This is a genomic window from Thioclava sp. (assembly GCF_048263065.1).
Lineage (GTDB): Bacteria > Pseudomonadota > Alphaproteobacteria > Rhodobacterales > Rhodobacteraceae > Thioclava.
Genome location: NZ_JBLXEM010000001.1, coordinates 133,580 through 152,209, shown reverse-complemented (window position 1 = coordinate 152,209; position 18,630 = coordinate 133,580). Strand labels below are relative to the sequence as shown.

Annotated in this window: 18 protein-coding genes; 9 read left to right on the top strand and 9 right to left on the bottom strand. The window is 58.7% G+C overall.

Translation table 11 applies throughout. The annotated features are described in order from the left end of the window. Positions 1-101 precede the first annotated feature (101 nt). Genes nadA through nadC form a run of 3 tightly spaced genes read left to right on the top strand, consistent with a single transcriptional unit; the run spans position 102 to position 3,539 of the window. Complete coding sequence (nadA, locus tag ACN0SD_RS00760) at positions 102-1,154, top strand: quinolinate synthase NadA (RefSeq protein WP_417806308.1); 1,053 nt, start codon at positions 102-104, stop codon at positions 1,152-1,154. Beyond that, a complete protein-coding gene (locus tag ACN0SD_RS00755; protein WP_417806307.1) occupies positions 1,151-2,701 on the top strand; it encodes an L-aspartate oxidase in 1,551 nt (516 codons plus the stop codon). Before nadA ends, ACN0SD_RS00755 begins: the two co-directional genes overlap by 4 nt. 1 nt (position 2,702) lies before the next feature. Beyond that, positions 2,703-3,539 carry a carboxylating nicotinate-nucleotide diphosphorylase gene (nadC, locus tag ACN0SD_RS00750; protein WP_417806306.1) on the top strand — a complete coding sequence of 279 codons (837 nt, stop codon included), beginning with the start codon at positions 2,703-2,705 and terminating at the stop codon, positions 3,537-3,539. A gap of 4 nt (positions 3,540-3,543) precedes the next feature. On the opposite strand, the gene ACN0SD_RS00745 is transcribed toward nadC, so the two are convergent. From ACN0SD_RS00745 to ACN0SD_RS00710, 8 genes are all read right to left on the bottom strand, one after another. Continuing rightward, a complete protein-coding gene (locus ACN0SD_RS00745; protein ID WP_417806305.1) occupies positions 3,544-4,029 on the bottom strand; it encodes an RNA pyrophosphohydrolase in 486 nt (161 codons plus the stop codon). Positions 4,030-4,059: 30 nt separating this feature from the next. Continuing rightward, entirely contained in the window at positions 4,060-5,466 is a 1,407-nt protein-coding gene (locus tag ACN0SD_RS00740) for a S41 family peptidase (protein ID WP_417806304.1), read from the bottom strand. Between the two features lie 2 nt (positions 5,467-5,468). Next, positions 5,469-6,614: a murein hydrolase activator EnvC family protein gene (locus tag ACN0SD_RS00735; RefSeq protein ID WP_038128364.1), complete on the bottom strand. Its 1,146-nt coding sequence runs from the start codon at positions 6,612-6,614 to the stop codon at positions 5,469-5,471. Then, entirely contained in the window at positions 6,611-8,131 is a 1,521-nt protein-coding gene (gene gpmI, locus ACN0SD_RS00730) for a 2,3-bisphosphoglycerate-independent phosphoglycerate mutase (RefSeq protein ID WP_417806303.1), read from the bottom strand. Before gpmI ends, ACN0SD_RS00735 begins: the two co-directional genes overlap by 4 nt. Before the next feature lie 67 nt (positions 8,132-8,198). Continuing rightward, complete coding sequence (locus ACN0SD_RS00725) at positions 8,199-8,915, bottom strand: hypothetical protein (RefSeq protein ID WP_417806302.1); 717 nt, start codon at positions 8,913-8,915, stop codon at positions 8,199-8,201. A 32-nt stretch (positions 8,916-8,947) separates the two neighbouring features. Next, complete coding sequence (rlmH, locus tag ACN0SD_RS00720) at positions 8,948-9,415, bottom strand: 23S rRNA (pseudouridine(1915)-N(3))-methyltransferase RlmH (protein ID WP_417806301.1); 468 nt, start codon at positions 9,413-9,415, stop codon at positions 8,948-8,950. A 13-nt stretch (positions 9,416-9,428) separates the two neighbouring features. Beyond that, positions 9,429-9,812, bottom strand: coding sequence for a ribosome silencing factor (rsfS, locus tag ACN0SD_RS00715; protein ID WP_417806300.1), 384 nt, complete (start codon positions 9,810-9,812; stop codon positions 9,429-9,431). Positions 9,813-9,944: 132 nt separating this feature from the next. Then, positions 9,945-11,231 carry a mechanosensitive ion channel family protein gene (locus ACN0SD_RS00710; protein ID WP_417806747.1) on the bottom strand — a complete coding sequence of 429 codons (1,287 nt, stop codon included), beginning with the start codon at positions 11,229-11,231 and terminating at the stop codon, positions 9,945-9,947. Positions 11,232-11,542: 311 nt separating this feature from the next. Here ACN0SD_RS00710 and leuC point away from each other — a divergent pair, with 311 nt between their 5' ends. The 5 genes from leuC to ACN0SD_RS00685 all read left to right on the top strand — a co-directional run bounded on the left by leuC (position 11,543) and on the right by ACN0SD_RS00685 (position 16,361). Beyond that, a complete protein-coding gene (leuC, locus tag ACN0SD_RS00705; RefSeq protein WP_417806299.1) occupies positions 11,543-12,967 on the top strand; it encodes a 3-isopropylmalate dehydratase large subunit in 1,425 nt (474 codons plus the stop codon). An 11-nt stretch (positions 12,968-12,978) separates the two neighbouring features. Beyond that, a complete protein-coding gene (gene leuD / locus ACN0SD_RS00700) occupies positions 12,979-13,584 on the top strand; it encodes a 3-isopropylmalate dehydratase small subunit (RefSeq protein WP_417806298.1) in 606 nt (201 codons plus the stop codon). A 116-nt stretch (positions 13,585-13,700) separates the two neighbouring features. Continuing rightward, positions 13,701-14,219, top strand: a complete 519-nt coding sequence (locus ACN0SD_RS00695; protein ID WP_417806297.1) for an HdeD family acid-resistance protein — start codon at positions 13,701-13,703, stop codon at positions 14,217-14,219. 268 nt (positions 14,220-14,487) lie between these two features. Then, positions 14,488-15,315: a hypothetical protein gene (locus tag ACN0SD_RS00690; protein WP_417806296.1), complete on the top strand. Its 828-nt coding sequence runs from the start codon at positions 14,488-14,490 to the stop codon at positions 15,313-15,315. Next, positions 15,201-16,361: an endonuclease/exonuclease/phosphatase family protein gene (locus tag ACN0SD_RS00685; RefSeq protein ID WP_417806295.1), complete on the top strand. Its 1,161-nt coding sequence runs from the start codon at positions 15,201-15,203 to the stop codon at positions 16,359-16,361. Before ACN0SD_RS00690 ends, ACN0SD_RS00685 begins: the two co-directional genes overlap by 115 nt. Here ACN0SD_RS00685 and ACN0SD_RS00680 read toward each other — a convergent pair. Continuing rightward, positions 16,325-17,245: an epimerase gene (locus ACN0SD_RS00680; protein ID WP_417806294.1), complete on the bottom strand. Its 921-nt coding sequence runs from the start codon at positions 17,243-17,245 to the stop codon at positions 16,325-16,327. The two genes, ACN0SD_RS00685 and ACN0SD_RS00680, sit on opposite strands and share 37 nt — an antisense overlap. Before the next feature lie 214 nt (positions 17,246-17,459). Here ACN0SD_RS00680 and leuB point away from each other — a divergent pair, with 214 nt between their 5' ends. Further along, the gene (leuB, locus tag ACN0SD_RS00675) at positions 17,460-18,563 is read left to right on the top strand and encodes a 3-isopropylmalate dehydrogenase (protein WP_417806293.1); all 1,104 of its coding nucleotides are present in this window, start codon (positions 17,460-17,462) and stop codon (positions 18,561-18,563) included. Positions 18,564-18,630: the final 67 nt, after the last annotated feature.

Sequence of the window (18,630 nt, the reverse complement as noted above, 5' to 3'; positions counted from 1 at the left end):
GGAAACTTGTGTTTTGCGCAGGTTTCGCCGAGTTTCCCATTTCACCCAACGTCAAGACTGCTTACATCCAAGACCTGTTTCGAGCTTGAGGGAGGATACCCATGCTGGACCTGACCACGATGCGCGCCACTTTGGCCGAGATCTATGATCTTGCGCCCTCGCTGGACCTTGCCGAGGAGATGCGTGACATCCACGCCAAGATGGACCGGGTCGTTCCGCTTCCTGACTTTGCGCGCTACGCGCCCTACATCCGCGCGATCAATAAGTTGAAGCGCGAGAAAAACGCGGTGATCCTTGCGCATAACTACATGACGCCAGAAATCTATCACGGGGTGGCAGATGTAGTAGGCGACAGCCTACAACTCGCCATCGAGGCAACCAAGGTTAAGGCCGACACGATCGTGCAATGCGGCGTGCATTTCATGGCCGAAACGTCGAAAATCTTGAACCCCGCCAAGACCGTTCTGATCCCTGATGTCAAAGCCGGCTGCTCGCTTGCGGAATCGATCACCGCGGAGGGAATCGCCGAGATGCGCGCGAAATATCCCGGCGCGCCGGTTGTGAGCTATGTGAACACCACCGCCGAGGTAAAGGCGGCCTCCGACATTTGCTGCACCTCGTCCAATGCTGCGCAAATTGTGGCGGCGATGGATAGCGATGTCGTGATTATGACGCCAGATCAATATCTTGCGCAAAATGTCGCGAATGAGGTGCCGCAGAAAAAGATTGTCTGGTGGGAAGGCTCCTGCATCGTGCATGAGCAGTACACCAAGGACGATATCAACGCTTTTCGTGCGATGAACCCCGACACCCGGATCATCGCGCATCCCGAATGCCCGCCCGATGTGGTTGCCGCGTCGGATTTCTCGGGCTCGACCTCGGGGATCATTGATTATGTGACGCGCGAAAAGCCGGGAAGCGCGATGTTGGTCACCGAATGCTCGATGGCGTCGAACATCGCCGATGCCCTGCCCGAGGTCGACTTTACCGGCCCGTGCAACATGTGCCCCTATATGAAGAAGATCACGCTCGAGAAGATCTTGTGGTCGCTGCATACCGGCACCGAAGCGGTTGAAGTCGACGCCGAAATTGCCGCCAAAGCGAAGATCGCGGTCGAACGGATGATTGATCTGTCGCAGGCGTTGGCCAAGTGATTGAAACCAATCGTATCATTATCGTCGGTGCCGGGCTTGGTGCGCTTTATGCGGCACTGCAGCTTGCGCCGCGCCCGGTTCTGGTGATTTCGCCCGAAACTCTGGGCGAGGGCGCGTCTTCGGCTTGGGCGCAAGGTGGCGTCGCGGCGGCCATGGCCGAAAGCGATAGCGCCGAGGCCCACGCGTCAGATACGATTTCCGCAGGCGCGGGCACGGTTTCACCTGAAATCGCGCAGCTTGTCACCGACGAGGCGCGCCAGCACATTCTTGAACTCACCAACCTTGGCACGCCGTTTGATCGCGATGCATCGGGCGGCTATGTGATGTCGCGCGAGGCAGCACATTCCGAGGCCCGCGTGGTGCGCGTCAAAGGCGATCAGGCCGGGCGCGAGATCATGCAAACGCTGATCGGGGCTGTTCGTAAAACTCCTTCAATTCAAGTGCTTGAGGGCGTCTTGGCCTCGGGGCTTGAGGTTCAGGATGGCGCGGTCACGGGCGTCTGGATTGAACGCGCCCTGACGCCTTCGGGCGCCACGTTGATCCGCAGTCCGGCAGTGTTGCTGGCGGGGGGTGGTTCTGGCGGGCTGTTCGCGGTGACGACCAATCCGCCGCGTATTCGAGGTCAGGTGATCGGCATGGCCGCGCGGGCAGGTGCCTGCATCGCAGATCCAGAATTTGTGCAATTTCATCCCACGGCGATTGCCAGTGGCGAAGATCCGGCACCTTTGGCGACCGAAGCATTGCGAGGTGAGGGTGCCACGTTGATCAATAATGCAGGCGAGCGGTTCATGCTGTCCGTTCATCCCGACGCGGAATTGGCCCCGCGCGACATCGTGGCACGCGCAGTGTATCTTGAGCGCCGCGCCGGACGTGAGCCCGCTCTCGATACTCGCGGGGCGCTGGGCGCAGAGGTTCTCACCCGGTTCCCGGCTGTCGCACAATCGTGCAAACGGGCGGGAATAGACCCTGTTTTACAGCCTATCCCCGTAGCGCCGGCCGCGCATTATCACATGGGTGGCATTGATACCGATGCTCTGGGCCAAAGCTCGCTGGCGCATCTTTGGGTTTGCGGTGAGGCGTCTTCGACAGGCCTGCACGGCGCAAACCGTTTGGCCTCGAATGGCTTGCTTGAGGCGCTTGTATACGCCCGCATTTGCGCACTTGGGATTGGGGCTGCGCTGGGCGACATCGAAGACGCGGCAGAGGTCACCCCAGATTTTCCGCAAGGCGATAATCCGGTGAACGAGGCATTGTTGCTGCACATGCGCCACGCGATGACCGATGGGGTCGGCGTGGTGCGTGATGCGGATGGTTTGAAAACCGCGCTGCGTGTCATTGCTGAGGTCGAGGCACAGGCTTGCACCGAGACGATGCACAACATGACTGCGACCGCGACGCTGATTGCGGCTGCGGCGCTGAAACGTCAGGAAAGCCGGGGCGGGCATTTCCGCTCGGATTTCCCCGAAATCGACCCGGATATGGCCAAAAGAACCAAAATGACACTGGCCGAAGCGATGCAAATTCGCGCCCGCGCCTTGGAGGATTGATATGCTGCCCGAGTTGTTGATTGAGCCGATTGTGCGCGCCGCGTTGATCGAGGATCTCTCGCCGATGGGTGACGCGACCACCAAGGCAGTGATCCCGGCGGGCAAAACCTATGCCGCGCGGCTGAATGCGCGTGAAGAAGGCGTCGTTTCAGGGATGCAGGTGGCCGCGATGGCGTTTCGCCTAGTCGATCCGGCGCTGCGGGTGCAGGTTCTGGTGAAGGATGGCGCGCCCTGCAAGTCTGGCGATACACTGATGACGATTGAGGGATTGGCCGCGTCGATCTTGATGGGCGAACGTGTTGCGCTGAATTTCGCGGGTCGTCTAAGCGGGATTGCGACGAAAACTGCCGGGTTTGTTGCGCAAACCAAGGGCACCAAGGCGCGGATCACTTGCACGCGCAAAACTACGCCGGGGCTGCGCGCGCTTGAAAAGGCGGCGGTAAGCCATGGCGGAGGCTTCAACCATCGCTACGGTCTGTCAGACGCGATTCTGATCAAGGACAACCACATCGCTGCCGCCGGGGGCGTTCGACAGGTGCTGGAGGCGGCGAAAGCCGCGCGCAGCCACATGATGCGGATTGAGCTGGAAGTGGACACGTTGCGCCAGATGGAAGAGGCGCTGCATATCGGCGGTGCGGATGTGATCTTGCTCGATAATATGAGCAATGATGAGCTGCGCGCGGCGGTGGCGTTGAATGCAGGGCGCGTGACGTTGGAAGCTTCGGGGAATATGGTGCTCGAACGCATCGCAGAGGTTGCGGCGACAGGCGTTGATTATATTTCAGCAGGCGCGTTAACACATTCGGCGCGCACGCTGGATCTTGGCCTCGATTTCTAGAGCTTTAGCTAAGATAGTCCCTGAATTCGGCGCGTACAGCCTCATAGACGTGGCGTTTGAAGGGCACAATCTTGCCGATCAGCTCGTCAAATTCCATCCATTGCCAGACGGAAAACTCTGGGTGAGAGGTGTCGATTTTCACCTGCTCGTCGCGGCCCTGAAAGCGGTAAAGAAACCACTTCTGTTCTTGGCCACGATAGCGCCCTTTCCAAATTCTGGGCACCAGATCATGGGGGAGTTCGTAGCTGATCCAATTGCTAGATTTCGCAACCAGTTCGACTAGATTTGGAGTGACGCCGGTCTCTTCTTCCAGCTCACGCAGCGCCGCTTCCCGCGGCTTTTCTCCCTTGTCGATCCCGCCTTGTGGCATCTGCCAAGCGGGGCCGGGATTGTCGATGCGCTGACCGGCAAAGACGCGGCCCTGCGGGTTTAGCAGCACCACACCGACATTGCGGCGATAGGGAAGTTTGGAAATTTCGTCAGGGGTCATATTAAAAAGGGGCCCGAGGGCCCCTCTCCTTTAGTTCTTTTTGGTGTCATCTTTTTTGGCGGGAGCCGCTTCGGCTTTTTGCGTTGGCTGCTCTGTTTTCTGGTCCGAAGACAGCGCCGAAAGCCCTTGGATCAGATCAACGGCGTAAGACATCTGGAAATCTTCGAGGCGGCGCTTGGCGGCCTCGCCAGCTTTGGTGCGCTCGTCCAAAGCCTGTTTCTTTTCGTCCTCGGTCATCGAGTCATTGGTGATCGCGCCCTTCAGATCCGCTTCCGACGTCATTTTTGGTTTGGGCGCATCGTCTTTGGCAGCTTCATCGGCGGGCGGCGTATCAAGCTGTGGCACCACGACATTCGGCGAAATCCCAAGGCTTTGGATCGAGCGGCCCGAGGGTGTGTAATAGCGCGCCGTAGTGAGGCGCATCGCGCCTTCACCCTTGATCGGCATCACCGTCTGCACTGAGCCTTTGCCGAAGCTTTTGGTTCCTACGACGATGGCGCGATGGTGGTCTTGCAGCGCACCGGTCACGATTTCCGAGGCAGAGGCAGAGCCGCCATTGATCAGCACAACAAGTGGCTTGCCATCGGCCAGATCGCCAGCCGTTGCATTGAAACGCTCACTGTCTTGCGCATTGCGCCCGCGGGTCGAAACGATTTCCCCTTTGTCGAGGAAGGCGTCCGAAACCTTGATCGCCTGCGTTAGCAAGCCACCGGGGTTATTGCGTAGATCGACGATAAACCCGTCGACCTTATCCATCCCGCCAATTTCCTTGACCTGCTCTTTGATCGAGGATTCGAGGTTCGCGTAGGTCTGGTCATTGAAGGTCGTGACCCGCAAGATCACCGTATTGCCATCACGACGGCCCTTAACGGCGGTCAGCTTGATCGTGTCACGGGTCAGCGTGACGTCGAAGGGCTCTTTTTCGCCTTCGCGCACGATGGTGATCTTGATTTCCGAGCCGACCGGTCCGCGCATTTTGTCCACGGCCTCATCAAGAGGCAGGCCCATCAGGGACTCGCCATCGACGGCCGTGATGAAATCGCCCGATTTGATTCCGGCTTCATCGGCGGGCGTGCCATCCATTGGCGAGACGACTTTGACGAACCCGTCTTCTTGCGTCACCTCGATTCCGAGACCACCAAACGAGCCGCGCGTTTGCACGCGCATATCAGAGAAATCATTGGGCGGCAGATAGCTGGAATGAGGGTCGAGCGAGCTGAGCATGCCGTTGATCGCGGCTTCGATCAGCTTCTTGGAATCGACTGGCTCGACGTAATCCTCGCGGATTTTCTCGAAGATATCGCCGAACAGATCCAGTTGTTGATAAACTGAATCGGGTTTCTTTGCCTCTTGCGCCATCAGCGGCGCAGCCACCTGTGTCGAAAGAACGGCGCCTGCTAACGTGCCGCCGAGCGCGGCCATCATGAACTTTTTCATACTCAACCTTTGTCGCCTTTCGTCTGGGTGAACCACGGGGCCGGGTCCACGGGCGTATCGCCCTTTCGCAGCTCCAAATAAAGCGTGGCGCTTTGCCCTGCGCTACCGCCGTCTTGCGCCGCTTGCACGAATTCTTTGCCGAATTCCTTTGCGCCCGGCGCTATTCCGCCCATTAAACCTATCGGTGCCCCTTTTTGAAGCACATCTCCCGTCTCACCATAGACTGTTCCCAGCCCTGCTAGAACCAGAAGATATCCTTCTGCTGGCTCAAGCACCATCACATTTCCGTAGTCAAGCAATGGCCCACGATATCGGATCGTCGCAGGCCAGGGCGTGGTGACCAGCGCTGCGGGCGCGGTCGCGATCACAAGTCCGGGACGTTTGATGCCTGCCGCATCGGTTTCGTTGAAATGGCGCAGCAGCGATCCGATCACCGGCAATTTCAGGGTGCCTTCAGCGCCTGCGAAGTCATCCATCGGCGGGCCGATATCGGTTTCCATCCCGCTGAGGCCAGTGGCGAACCCTTCCAGCGTATCGGCGCTGTTGACCAGTTTGCGCAGCTCTTCGGGTTCCTCAAGATAGCGTTGAGGCAGCTTTGTGCGTTCAGATATCGCGTCAGACAGCGCCGTGCGCGCTTGCGTGACCGAGGTCATGCCCTGTTCCAGAACCGAGCGCGCATTTTCCTGCAATTTCCGTAAGGTAGCGATTTCATCAAGCTGTTTGCGCAGGCCCTCAGCCTCTTGTTGCAGCGCGGGCGCGACCGACGATAGCACCATCCCCGAGCGCGCAGATCCTTCCGGCCCCGAGGGGTGCAGCAGCAAAAGCGGGCCGTCTGATTGCTGCATCGTCGACATCACAGCCAGCAAGCTGCCCAGTTCCTCGCGCTTCGCATCAAAGCCTTGCTTGATTTCATTCTCGCGGATCGCCGCGCGGCGCAGCCCGTCACGCAGCGCGCCCAAGCCAACCTCATAGGCCGAGATCGTTTTGGTTAACGCGCCCACGCGGTCGGCTTTGGTGTTCGCATCATCCAGTGCCGTAATCGCCTTGCGCAGATCGCTGGCTGCGGACATGGCTGTATCAGCTGCGGTTTCGGCCTGCGCGGCTGCGCCCGTTAGCAGGAAAGTGGCGAGGAGAGCAGCGCGTATCACGTCTCGATCAGGCTCTTTCCGGTCATTTCAGGCGGGATCGGCAGACCCATCAGCTCTAGTAGGCTTGGCGCAAGGTCGGCCAACCGCCCCTTGTGCAGCTTCGCGCCTTTCGGCCCGCCCACCAGCGCCACGGGCACCAGATTTGTCGTATGCGCCGTGTGCGGCCCACCGGTCACCGGATCAATCATGGTTTCGCAATTGCCGTGATCGGCGGTGATGATCATCGCGCCGCCCGCCTTGTTGAGCGCCTCGACGACGCGACCGATATCGCGATCCACCTCTTCGCAAGCCGCCATTGCCGCCTCAAGCGAGCCGGTATGCCCGACCATATCGCCATTGGCGTAATTGACGATAATCAGGTCATAGCCCGCCTCAATCGCGCCGATGAGGTGGTCGGTCACTTCGGGCGCGCTCATTTCGGGCTGCAAGTCATACGTCGCCACTTTCGGCGATTTTGGCATGAAACGATCTTCGCCCTGCCAAGGATCTTCGCGCCCGCCATTCAGGAAGAACGTGACATGGGGGTATTTCTCGGTCTCGGCGATGTGAAACTGAGTTTTGCCCTGTTTGGCCACCCATTCGCCCAGCGTGTTGACCAGTTCGCGCTTGGGATAGGCGACGCTCATATAGGCGTTATGGGCCTCGGAATATTGCACCATGCCTAGCATCGCCGCTAGTTTCGGGCGCTTGCCCGTGTCGAATCCGTCAAAATCGGGCGCGCCAATGGCGGCGAGAATTTCGCGCGCGCGATCGGCCCGGAAGTTGAGGCAGAACAGACCGTCGCCATCCACTGCCCCGGCGTAATCGCCGATCACCGTGGGCTGAATGAATTCATCCATCTCCTTGCGCGCATAGCTTTGGGCCACGGCCTCGGCGGGGGTCGCGGCGTGCTCTCCTTCGCCCTTGATCATCGCATTATAGGCGCGCTGCACCCGATCCCAGCGATTGTCGCGATCCATCGCGAAATAGCGCCCGATCACAGTGGCGACGGTGCAGTTGTCCGGCAGGCGCGCGACCAGATCGTCGACGAACCGCTGGGCGCTGTCGGGGGCCACATCGCGGCCATCGGTAATCGCGTGAACGACCACCGGGATGCCGGCATTCGAGATCATCTTACAGGCCGCCAGCAGGTGCTCGATATGGCCGTGAACACCCCCATCCGAGACAACGCCCATCAGATGCGCCCGCCCGCCTGTGCCTTTCAGCGTGTCGATAAAGGACAGGATTGCTTCATTTTTGAAAAACGAGCCATCCTCGATCGCCAGATCAATTTGCCCCAAGTCCATCGCCACCACCCGGCCCGCGCCGATATTGGTGTGACCCACCTCGGAATTGCCCATCTGCCCTGTCGGCAGGCCGACATCGGGGCCAAAGGTGACCAGCGTCGATTTCGTGCCATTAGCCCAGATCGCGTCGATATTTGGGGTGTTAGCCAGCGCAGGCGCGTTGCCCTCGGTCTCGGGACGTTCGCCCCAACCATCGAGAATGCACAAAACCACGGGTTTCGGATTGCTCATCGCCACCTCCTGCTAGCTGTTGGTGTTGTTTACGCCTCCCGCGCGAGGCGAGCAACCGCCCAGACATTTACTGCGAGAACATCACGCGCTGGCGCTTGGGGGCATCGCTGATGACGGCTTGCTTCGTCTCTGCGTAGAGCGTGCGCAACGCATCATCGGGCGCGTCACGATAATGCAACCGCAGATCCAGAATCACGGCGCCCCCCGATTTAGCCGTGCTCAGCATCAAGTCCAAATACTCGCCAATCGGGTAATGAAACCCGCATGAAATCAGACTGGTAACCAAATCACCCGAGACATCCGCTAAACCGTTGGGATCAAGGCGCGGATTGAGCGTTTGCACATCGCGCGCGCCATTATCCTCTAGAAAGGCCTTGGCTGCGGCAAGCGACGCATACCCCGACCCGCTATCTCGCCACAAATGGTATTGATCGCTGGTTTCTTCGATGTCGATCAGGGTGATGCGCGAGTCGTATGCTTTGACCATCAACACATCATTCAGCGCCTGACCACAGCCAATGTCGATGACGTGCTGCGGCTTGCGCTTGGCTTTCGTAAGGGCGGCGCGCGTCGGCATGAATTCGTCATGGACCTCGGACAAAGCGCCCTTAAAGATGTCATCGCGCCGTGCCTCGGCCTCGGCAATCAGAACCGAGCGGTCGCCCGCCTCCCACGCCACCCGGGATTTGCGGCTGATTTGTGAGGTGCGTTGGAAACCGATCAGTGCAATCGCAGGGGTCGGAATTGCTTTGGAGGAAATCTTGGTCAGAGCGATTTTCGCCATAAGTGCGGCCCTCAAAGGGTAAAGCGTGTCAGTTATGCGCGGTGATACGGCGTTCCGGCGATGATTTGGCCGGCACGGTAGATTTGTTCCGCCAACATGACGCGGGCCAGCATATGGGGCCAGACCATTTTGCCAAAAGAGATCGAAAAATCGGCCCGCGCGCGCAAATCCGCCACAATACCATCCGCGCCGCCGATCACAAACGTCACATCGCGTGCGGTATCGCGCCATGCTTCCAGCTTTTGCGCAAATTCGGGAGACGAGATCGGGCTGCCGCGCTCATCCAGCGTCACGATTACCGAGCCTTCGGGAATCGCGCGGGATAAAAGCTGCGCCTCGGCCTCTTGGCCCAGGCCCTTTTTATCCTCAACTTCGATCAGTTGCGCGGGACCAAGACCCATCCCTCGCCCCGATTTCTCAAACCGGGAGAGGTAGTCATCGATCAACTCGCGTTCGGGGGATTTGCGCAGGCGACCGACCGCGCAGATCGTGATTTTCATCGGTCAGCCGCGATCAGACATCATCGTCGAGCAGCACGCTATCCACGCTCGGCGACATCCACATCTTTTCAAGCTGATAAAAATCGCGCACTTCGGGGCGGAAGACATGGACGATCACATCGGCGCTGTCGAGCAGAACCCAGTCACCCTGATCCTTGCCTTCGACTTTGCAGATGCGGCCAAAATCTTGCTTGAGTCGTTCGGACAGGTTTTCAGCGATTGCACCGACCTGACGAGAGCTGCGCCCCGAGCAGATAACCATGTAATCGCCAATGGAAGAGCGGCCGCGAAGATCAATTGTGACGACGTCTTCGGCCTTATCATCTTCGAGAGACGAAATGACTCGTGCGAGAATGTCCTCGCTTGTGGGGTCAGCACCGAGAGTTTTAGCCGTCATGATGACCGCCTTTGTGCCGCTGTCGCCCGACACGATTGAAAGATGAGACAGGACATAGTCCTCCAGTGGTTGCACGCCAGTCCGGCCCCGGCGCAGGCCATATTATTAAAGTAACATCGCTTCTGCACGATTTCAATTTTCGCCCTGCGAATTTTGCCGGCCGTTCTGCACAACCAGTGTTGAGCCATCGAGCATGCGCACTTCGCGTTGCGGGAACGGAATGGAGATACCGTTTTTCTTAAACGAATCCCACAGCGCCAGATAGACCGCGCCGCGCACATTTGTAAGCCCTTCAACAGGGTCTGTGATCCAAAATCTTAAGGTATAGTCAATTGAGCTGTCACCAAATCCCGTGATGTGGCACACGGCGGGGCGGTTTGAGAGCACACGATCCGCCGATAGCGCAGCCTCAATGGCGAGCTTGCGCACCACATGCGGGTCGTCGTGATAGGAGGTGCCAAACTCCAAATCTACGCGCACAAATTGGTTGGAATGCGACCAGTTGACCACCTGCCCAGTGATCAGATCCTCATTTGGGATCAAGTATTCCTTGCCGTCTCGGGTGACGACGCTGACATAGCGCGCCCCAAGTGAAGCGATCCAGCCGAAGGTTTCGCCAAGGCTGATGACGTCACCGGGTTTGATTGATTTATCAAGCAAGATGATCACGCCCGAGACCAGGTTAGAGACGACCTTTTGCAGCCCGAACCCCAAGCCCAGGCCAATCGCACCTGACAAAAATGCCAGTCCGGTCAGATCAAACCCGACCGCCTTGACGCCGATGAAGACGGCCGTGCCATATAGCAAGACCTGCATTGTCTTGATTGCCAGCTCGGTCATTGACGGACTGATATCTTCGTTGTGACGCAGGCGGGCGGTGGTTTGGCCCGTGATGATACGCGCAACCGACAGTAAGACCGTGGTCAGCACCAGCGCCTTGAGAACTGCTAGGGCTGACAGGCGGAACCCGCCTAACTCGATGGCGAAGGATTCCAGAAGGCGCTCGGCATCATCCCAAAAGCCCAAGTAATAAAGTGTTACCCAAATCCACGCGCCCCAGCTGACGATCCGGCGCAGAAGCGAGTTGCGGATCAGCCGCGCGAACAATCCCACCACAAGCCAAGCCGTGACAAGCGTTGCCGCCAGCACCACCAGAAAGCGCCAAGAATAAAACCCCTTGACCGCATCAAGCACCAGCACCGATGACCAAGCCAACAGAAGAAACAGACTCCCGCGCAGGCGTTTGCGAAACAAAATAGCCCAGCGTTTTTGGCGCGTGCTCAGCTCGCGCTTGCGCGCCCAGTCATCGACCTTGGGCGACAGCCAGATCCGGCCAAGATGTGCCACCGCAAAGCACCCGGCAATGACCGCGAATTGCCATAGCCGCGAGGGTAGCAGCATCGAATTGAAGAATATCATGACCTGCGACCAGAGCGCGGTCAGCGTTTTGACGGTGTCTGGGCTTAGAAAGTCCACATGCACTCCTTTGTGATCAGGCTATCAGACCAGCGCAGCAAGTCAAAAGCGACTCTTTTGATTGCCAGCCTGCGCGCAACCGCCTATTTAACAGCCCATGACGCGTGTTTTTAACATGGATGACCGCGCTCGCCTGCGCGAGCGTTTCTACGGTGAAAGCCGTTCGGTGCTGGCCCGACTTTGATCGGGCAGCCCGCAGGCAGCGCCTGCGTTCCCATGTCTGACTTACAAGCTATCCAATGAAAGTGAGAGCCATGTCCGCTCCAAAGACCCTCTACGATAAAATCTGGGATTCCCATGTCGTGTCGCAAGACGAAGATGGAACCTGTCTGCTGTATATCGACCGCCATCTTGTGCATGAGGTGACAAGCCCGCAAGCCTTCGAAGGGTTGCGTTTGGCTGGCCGTTCGGTGCGCGCGCCCGATAAGACTATTGCGGTGCCCGATCATAACGTGCCCACCACGACCGACCGCGCCTCGGGCGTAATTGAGAACGAGGAAAGCCGGATTCAGGTCGACGCGCTCGACAAGAACGCGCGCGATTTCGGCGTGCATTATTATCCGGTCTCCGATGTGCGTCAGGGTATCGTGCATATCGTCGGTCCCGAACAGGGCTGGACCTTGCCGGGCATGACCGTGGTGTGCGGCGATAGCCACACCGCGACGCATGGTGCTTTCGGCGCGCTGGCGCACGGCATTGGCACGTCGGAAGTTGAGCACGTTCTGGCGACGCAGACGCTGATCCAGTCAAAGTCAAAGAACATGAAGGTGGAAATCACCGGCAAGTTGCGTCCCGGCGTGACCGCTAAGGATATCACGCTTTCGGTGATCGGCGCGACCGGCACCGCTGGCGGCACGGGCCATGTGATCGAATATTGTGGCGAGGCGATCCGCGCACTCAGCATGGAAGGCCGCATGACCGTGTGCAACATGGCCATCGAGGGCGGCGCGCGTGCTGGACTGATCGCGCCGGACGAAACTACGTTTGAATATGTCAAAGGCCGTGCCCATGCGCCCAAAGGCGCGCAATGGGAAGCCGCACTGAACTGGTGGAAAACGCTGTTCACCGATGAGGATGCACATTTCGACAAGGTCGTTACGATCCGCGGTGAAGATATCGCGCCGGTCGTGACTTGGGGCACCTCGCCCGAAGACGTGTTGCCGATCTCGGGCGTCGTTCCGGCGCCGGAAGACTTCAAAGGTGGTAAGGTCGAGGCAGCGAAACGTTCGCTTGATTATATGGGCCTGAAACCGGGCACCAAGCTGGAAGATATCGCGATCGACGTGGTGTTCATCGGGTCTTGCACGAATGGTCGGATCGAAGATCTGCGCGCCGCCGCAGAGGTGGTGAAGGGGCGTAAGATGGCTGAGGGCGTGCGCGGCATGGTCGTGCCGGGATCGGGCCTCGTGCGCGCGCAGGCCGAGGAAGAAGGTCTGGACCAGATTTTCCTCGACGCCGGGTTTGAATGGCGCATGGCGGGGTGTTCGATGTGCCTTGCGATGAATCCCGATCAACTGGCTCCGGGCGAGCGTTGCGCGTCAACCTCGAACCGCAACTTTGAAGGGCGTCAGGGCCGCAATGGCCGCACCCATCTGATGAGTCCCGCCATGGCCGCCGCCGCAGCCGTCACTGGCAAGCTCACCGATGTGCGCAAGCTGATGGAACTGGAAGAGGCATAAGGGGAAGCGATATGGACAAGTTCGAAAAACTCACCGGGATCGCAGCGCCCATGCCGCTGGTCAACATCGACACCGATATGATCATCCCGAAAAACTTTCTGAAAACAATCAAGCGCTCGGGCCTTGGCGTGCATGCCTTTGCCGAGATGCGTTATGACGACGAGGGCAATGAAAACCCTGATTTCGTGCTCAACAAGCCGCAATATCGTGACACCCAAGTGCTGATCGCGGGCGATAACTTCGGCTGCGGCTCGTCGCGCGAACATGCACCTTGGGCGCTGGCGGATTTCGGAATCAAGGTCGTGATCTCGACCTCTTTCGCGGATATTTTCTTCAACAACTGCTTTAAGAACGGGATGCTGCCGATTGTGCTGCCCCAAGAGCAGGTCGATCTGTTGATGAAGGACGCCGAGAAGGGCTCCAATGCGCGCATGACGGTGGATCTGGAAAACCAGCAGATCACGACCTCGGAAGGCGAGGTCATCAAGTTCGATGTCGATGCATTCAAGAAACATTGCCTGCTTGAAGGGCTGGACGATATTGGCCTGACGCTGGCCAAGGCATCGGCCATCGACAGCTTTGAGACGCAACTCTCGCAATCGCGTCCTTGGGTGTGATCTAGAAACGAAAACTGCGCATTAGGCCGCCTTCGGGCGGCCTTTTTATTGCGGAAAGGAACCGGTGCTGCGAATATCCGTTTGTCTTTTGACATGTCAGATAAGGGGTCACGGCGATGAAATCAGCAAACCTGTTCACATGGATGGGCATTGGCATGGTGGCTCTTGGCGGCCTCGCGCTGGCCAACCCGTTTGCCGCCTCGCTTGCCGTGACGACGTTTGTCGGCTTTCTATTTCTTCTGGGCGGTGTCGCGCAGGCGTGGCTGACGTTTCGTGCATTTGATGCCGAGCACCGTCTGTCGCACGGCGTTATTGCGCTGCTCAACATCGTGGTTGGCATCTGGCTTCTGGCGAACCCACTTTCGGGCACAGTATCTTTGACCTTGGTCGTGGGGGCGCTGTTTTTGATTATGGGCGTCGTGCGCCTGATAGTCGGCCTGCGACTGCCCCGCAGCACGATCCGGCCGCTTCTATGGCTGTCGGGCATGGCCTCAATTGTGATTGGTGTCCTGGTATTTTCAGATTTCCAGAATGCCGCGACCAGCCTTCTTGGCCTTTTGTTAGGGGTGCAATTGCTGTTCGATGGATTCGGATTGATTGTATTCGGACTGAGTGGCCGCGGCCCGCGCGCTTAGGAAATAGCGCCCAAAATAACCCCAACCACTATATCTAGCAAACTCTCCTAGGGTGCCACAGTTTTGCACCGAGTTTGATGCAAAGCCGCACCAGTTCCTCCCCCAAAATGCCAGAAACAGTTTGTTATTGTTAACGAAAGATTGCCAGCCACGGGGAATAGGGGCAAAATCATGGCAAGAATGAGGCATGCCGTCACAATCGGCGGACGTCACACGAAACAAGGTTCCGGCATCGTATCAGGACCGTTCGTGATGAAGGGGTAGGGCAGTGTTTACACGTCTGACAGGAGCGCTTTTGCGCGCGATAATTATTGGGTTTACGATGTGCATTCCTGCGTTGATGTTGCCCCATACCAATGTCGATACCGCCCAGATCATTGCTGTGGTCGCCTTTTTCGGGGCAGCTCTGACCTTTTTCGAATACGCGTCGGTCTATCCGGGTCTTGTGGAGTTTCGCGATGCGCCGCCGTTCAACCGCATTCGGTTCTCGGCGTTGTTTTTAATGATCTTCGTGATGTCGACCGCCATAGCTGCGCAATACGAACCCAATACGTTTAATCGGTTGATCGAGGTACTTAGCGAAACGATTTCGCGCGCGCTGGATATGCCTTACAGTCCTGTGCGATTGTTCTTGCTGGCGCTGCCCGACTATTCCAGCCCGGCGCACATTGAGACTGTACGTACGGCGGTCGGCATGTCGTATTTCATCACGATTATTACGCTGGTGTATTTCGTGATAAGCATGCGGCTTCGCAACTGGCCGGTTGACAAGGGCACGTTCAATGTCTGGGTGAATCTGCCGACTTTTGATCCGACTGCGGGCGGCGATGTTGTCGAGAGACTGCGGCGCGATTCCTGGTTTAACGTTGCGCTGGGCTTTCTTTTGCCCTTCCTTATTCCCGCGGGAATCAAGCTGATTTCGATGAATTTTTCGGTGATCACGCTGGAAAATCCGCATGCGCTGATTTGGACGGTGACAGCATGGGCTTTTCTTCCCGTAAGCCTGTTCATGCGCGGTATCGCGATGGGCCGGGTGGCAACCATGATCGAGGCAAAGCGGCGCGCGCAAGAAAGCGCGGGTTACGTTGCGGCCTGATTGTTGCGGCGCTGCTTGCAGGCGCGCTCTCGGTTTCGGCCGAGACGCTGCGCGTTGCTACTTGGAATGTAGAGTTAAGTCGCAAAGGGCCGGGGCTGTTGCTGCGCGATATCTTGGCGGGCAAAGACCCCCAGATCAAGGCGGTGCGTGAGATCCTTGATGAGGCCAAGCCCGATGTGCTGTTGCTGACGGGCATTGACTGGGATTACGATGGGCACGCGCTTGCGGCGCTCAATGCGACGCTTGCCCGGCCTTACCCCTATCTTTACGCGCCCCAACCCAATGCCGGTTTGCCGAGCGGCGTTGATCTTGACGGCAACGGTGTGTTGGGCGAGGCGCGAGATGCCCAAGGTTATGGCCGGTTCCAGGGTCAAGACGGCATGGCGATAGTGTCGCGTTTGCCGATTTTGGCGGCCGATGCACGCGACTTTTCAGCCCTTTTATGGCGGGATTTGCCCAACACCTCGATTCGTAACGCGCAGCTTTCAACTGAAGCGCGTGCAGCGCAACGTCTGTCCTCGGTCGGGCATTGGGATGTGCCGATCGGGTTATCGGATGGCCAAACCCTGCACCTGTTCGTTTTTGCCGCAACACCGCCTGTGTTCGACGGGCCCGAGGATCGCAATGGCTGGCGTAATCATGACGAGGCGGCCTTCTGGCTGCGTTATATGGATGGTGATTTGGCGCAGACCCCGGCCAAATCCTCCTTCGTTCTGTTGGGGGATTTCGATATTGATCCGCAAGATGGCGAGGGTCGGCGCGCCGCGTTGCGCGCGCTGTTAAGCGATCCGCGCTTGCAAGATGCCAATCCCCAAAGCGAAGGCGGCAAGCTGGTGGCGGACGCGGATCACAAGGGCGACCCGGCGCAAGACACCGCAGATTTCAACGGGCCGGGCAATTTGCGGGTGGATTATGTTTTGCCATCCGCGCGCTTGCAGGTGACGGGGGCCGGCGTCATTTGGCCTGCGCCGGGCGCGCCGCTGGCCGAGGCCGCCGCGCGCGCCTCGCGTCACAAACTGGTTTGGGTCGACATCTTGGCGCCATGATCCGGTACGACTTTCATGCCGCGCATATAGAGATGCTCAAACACCAGACGTTGCAGGGTTTTAGACTCGAAGTCTGGGAAAAGCGCCTCAAAATCGGTGCCGTCAATCTTGTGATCCATGTCGTAGAGATAACGCATCTCGCGCAACTCTCGCGCAAGCTCCCAGACCGGCGAGGCCAGTAATAGCGCGGTCCATGGAAAGCGCTTAATCGTGATCTCACGCCCAAGCTGCCCCGCCAGTTCATCGGCCATTTCGCGAAACGAGAACCTTGTGCCGGGATAGCCCAGATCCAGCAGCCCCGGCAGTGAGTCGGCGGTATCGGCCAGCGACACAGCGACCTGCGTGAGATCCGCAAGATCGGCGTAGACGCGTTGCGCCTCGGGCTTGCCCATCGCCGTGATCCGACCTTTGCGCACGTTCTTCAGAACCACCCGGTTCAGCAGTGTGTCCGGCGATTCCGGGTTCACGAAATCGCCCGCGCGCAGAAAGACGACCGAGCGCCCGTCGGCGGCGTGTTCGCGATAGCGCTCTTCCATCTCGGCGCGAACGCGACCCTTGCGCGAGCAGGGGTGATGAGGCGTATCAGCGCGCCACGGACCGGGCTCGCGACCGTAAACATAGACATTTGCGGGCACCATCACAGAGGCTCCGCTATCGCGCGCGGCAGACAGAACCTGACTGGTGATCTGGGGCAGCTGATGCGCCCAATCGTGATAATTCGGCGGGTTCATCGCGTTGATGATCCAACGGACGCCGCGCGCCGCAACCGCCATATCAGTGCCGCGATGATAGCGATCCACATTCCACCCAGCGGCGCGAAATGCGCGCGCCGCAACCGAGCCAAAATGCCCGCCCATCCCCAGGATCAGCACCCTGCGATTCATATCCGCCCTCATTCTATATCTGCTCTTTTGCGCAATGATGCGCCGATCCATCGCGATGCGCGAGTCATCCGCGATCACGCTTGCGAAAGCCTGCCGAAGTCTCGGCAAAGCACCGCCGATCGACTCGGAGTTGTTTCAACGCGTGCCAAGCTTGACCAAGGGGCGGGCAGGCGCTACCCCCCCTTTGAACCCCGTTTTCTTTGGAGAAATCACCATGCCCAACCCCTCCATCCTTATCTTGCCCGGCGACGGGATTGGCCCAGAAGTCATGGCTGAGGTGCGTAAAGTCATCGACTGGTATGGCGCCAAGCGCGATATGGCCTTTGACGTGAGCGAAGATCTTGTTGGCGGCGCAGCCTATGACAAGTACGGCGTGCCGCTGGCCGATAAGACGATGGCGAAGGCGCAAGAGGTGGACGCGGTTCTGCTGGGTGCCGTAGGTGGACCGAAATACGACGTGCTCGATTTCAGCGTAAAGCCCGAGCGCGGCTTGCTGCGTTTGCGCAAGGAAATGGACCTGTTCGCCAACCTGCGCCCGGCGCAATGCTTTGACGCGCTGGCGGATTTCAGCTCGTTGAAAAAGGATGTCGTCGCCGGGCTTGATATCATGATCGTGCGAGAGCTGACGTCGGGCATCTATTTCGGTGAGCCGCGCGGCATCTTCGAAGAGGGCAACGAGCGCGTCGGCATAAACACCCAGCGCTACACCGAATCCGAGATCGAGCGCGCCGCCCGTGCCGCGTTTGAACTGGCGATGAAGCGCAACAAAAAACTGTGCTCGATGGAAAAAGCCAATGTCATGGAATCGGGTATTTTGTGGCGCGAAGTCGTGATCCGTGTGGGTCAGGACTACCCCGAGGTCGAGCTGAGCCACATGTATGCTGACAATGGCGCGATGCAGCTTGTGCGCGCGCCCAAGCAGTTTGACGTGATTGTCACGGACAACCTGTTCGGCGATATCCTGTCGGATTGTGCCGCGATGCTGACTGGTAGCCTTGGCATGCTGCCCTCAGCCAGCCTTGGCGCGCCGATGGCCAATGGTCGCCCGAAAGCGATGTATGAGCCGGTGCATGGCAGCGCGCCCGATATCGCGGGGCAGGGCAAGGCGAACCCGATCGCTAGTATCCTCAGCTTTGCGATGGCGTTGCGCTACAGTTTCGATCAGGGCGACGAGGCGACCCGTCTGGAAGCCGCGATTGAAAAAGTGCTGGCCGATGGCGTGCGCACCGCAGACCTGATGGGCCCGGACGGCGGCACTCCGGTTTCCACCAGCGAGATGGGCGACAAGATCATCGCGGCGCTCGACGCCAGCCTCTGATCGCTCCCTCCACAGATTGAAAGGGCGCGAGCCGTGGCCCGCGCCTTTTTGCTGCTCGGGGGTTGCA

What these genes read in the sequence shown, in the direction of transcription:
- ACN0SD_RS00695 (WP_417806297.1), top strand. Translation starts at nt 13,701, where the DNA reads ATGAAATCAGCAAACCTGTTCACATGGATGGGCATTGGCATGGTGGCT.
- leuC (WP_417806299.1), top strand. Translation starts at nt 11,543, where the DNA reads ATGTCCGCTCCAAAGACCCTCTACGATAAAATCTGGGATTCCCATGTC.
- rlmH (WP_417806301.1), bottom strand. Translation starts at nt 9,415, where the DNA reads ATGAAAATCACGATCTGCGCGGTCGGTCGCCTGCGCAAATCCCCCGAA.
- ACN0SD_RS00745 (WP_417806305.1), bottom strand. Translation starts at nt 4,029, where the DNA reads ATGACCCCTGACGAAATTTCCAAACTTCCCTATCGCCGCAATGTCGGT.
- leuD (WP_417806298.1), top strand. Translation starts at nt 12,979, where the DNA reads ATGGACAAGTTCGAAAAACTCACCGGGATCGCAGCGCCCATGCCGCTG.
- ACN0SD_RS00740 (WP_417806304.1), bottom strand. Translation starts at nt 5,466, where the DNA reads ATGAAAAAGTTCATGATGGCCGCGCTCGGCGGCACGTTAGCAGGCGCC.
- rsfS (WP_417806300.1), bottom strand. Translation starts at nt 9,812, where the DNA reads ATGACGGCTAAAACTCTCGGTGCTGACCCCACAAGCGAGGACATTCTC.
- nadA (WP_417806308.1), top strand. Translation starts at nt 102, where the DNA reads ATGCTGGACCTGACCACGATGCGCGCCACTTTGGCCGAGATCTATGAT.
- ACN0SD_RS00725 (WP_417806302.1), bottom strand. Translation starts at nt 8,915, where the DNA reads ATGGCGAAAATCGCTCTGACCAAGATTTCCTCCAAAGCAATTCCGACC.
- gpmI (WP_417806303.1), bottom strand. Translation starts at nt 8,131, where the DNA reads ATGAGCAATCCGAAACCCGTGGTTTTGTGCATTCTCGATGGTTGGGGC.
- ACN0SD_RS00680 (WP_417806294.1), bottom strand. Translation starts at nt 17,245, where the DNA reads ATGAATCGCAGGGTGCTGATCCTGGGGATGGGCGGGCATTTTGGCTCG.
- leuB (WP_417806293.1), top strand. Translation starts at nt 17,460, where the DNA reads ATGCCCAACCCCTCCATCCTTATCTTGCCCGGCGACGGGATTGGCCCA.
- ACN0SD_RS00710 (WP_417806747.1), bottom strand. Translation starts at nt 11,231, where the DNA reads ATGATATTCTTCAATTCGATGCTGCTACCCTCGCGGCTATGGCAATTC.
- nadC (WP_417806306.1), top strand. Translation starts at nt 2,703, where the DNA reads ATGCTGCCCGAGTTGTTGATTGAGCCGATTGTGCGCGCCGCGTTGATC.
- ACN0SD_RS00685 (WP_417806295.1), top strand. Translation starts at nt 15,201, where the DNA reads ATGGGCTTTTCTTCCCGTAAGCCTGTTCATGCGCGGTATCGCGATGGG.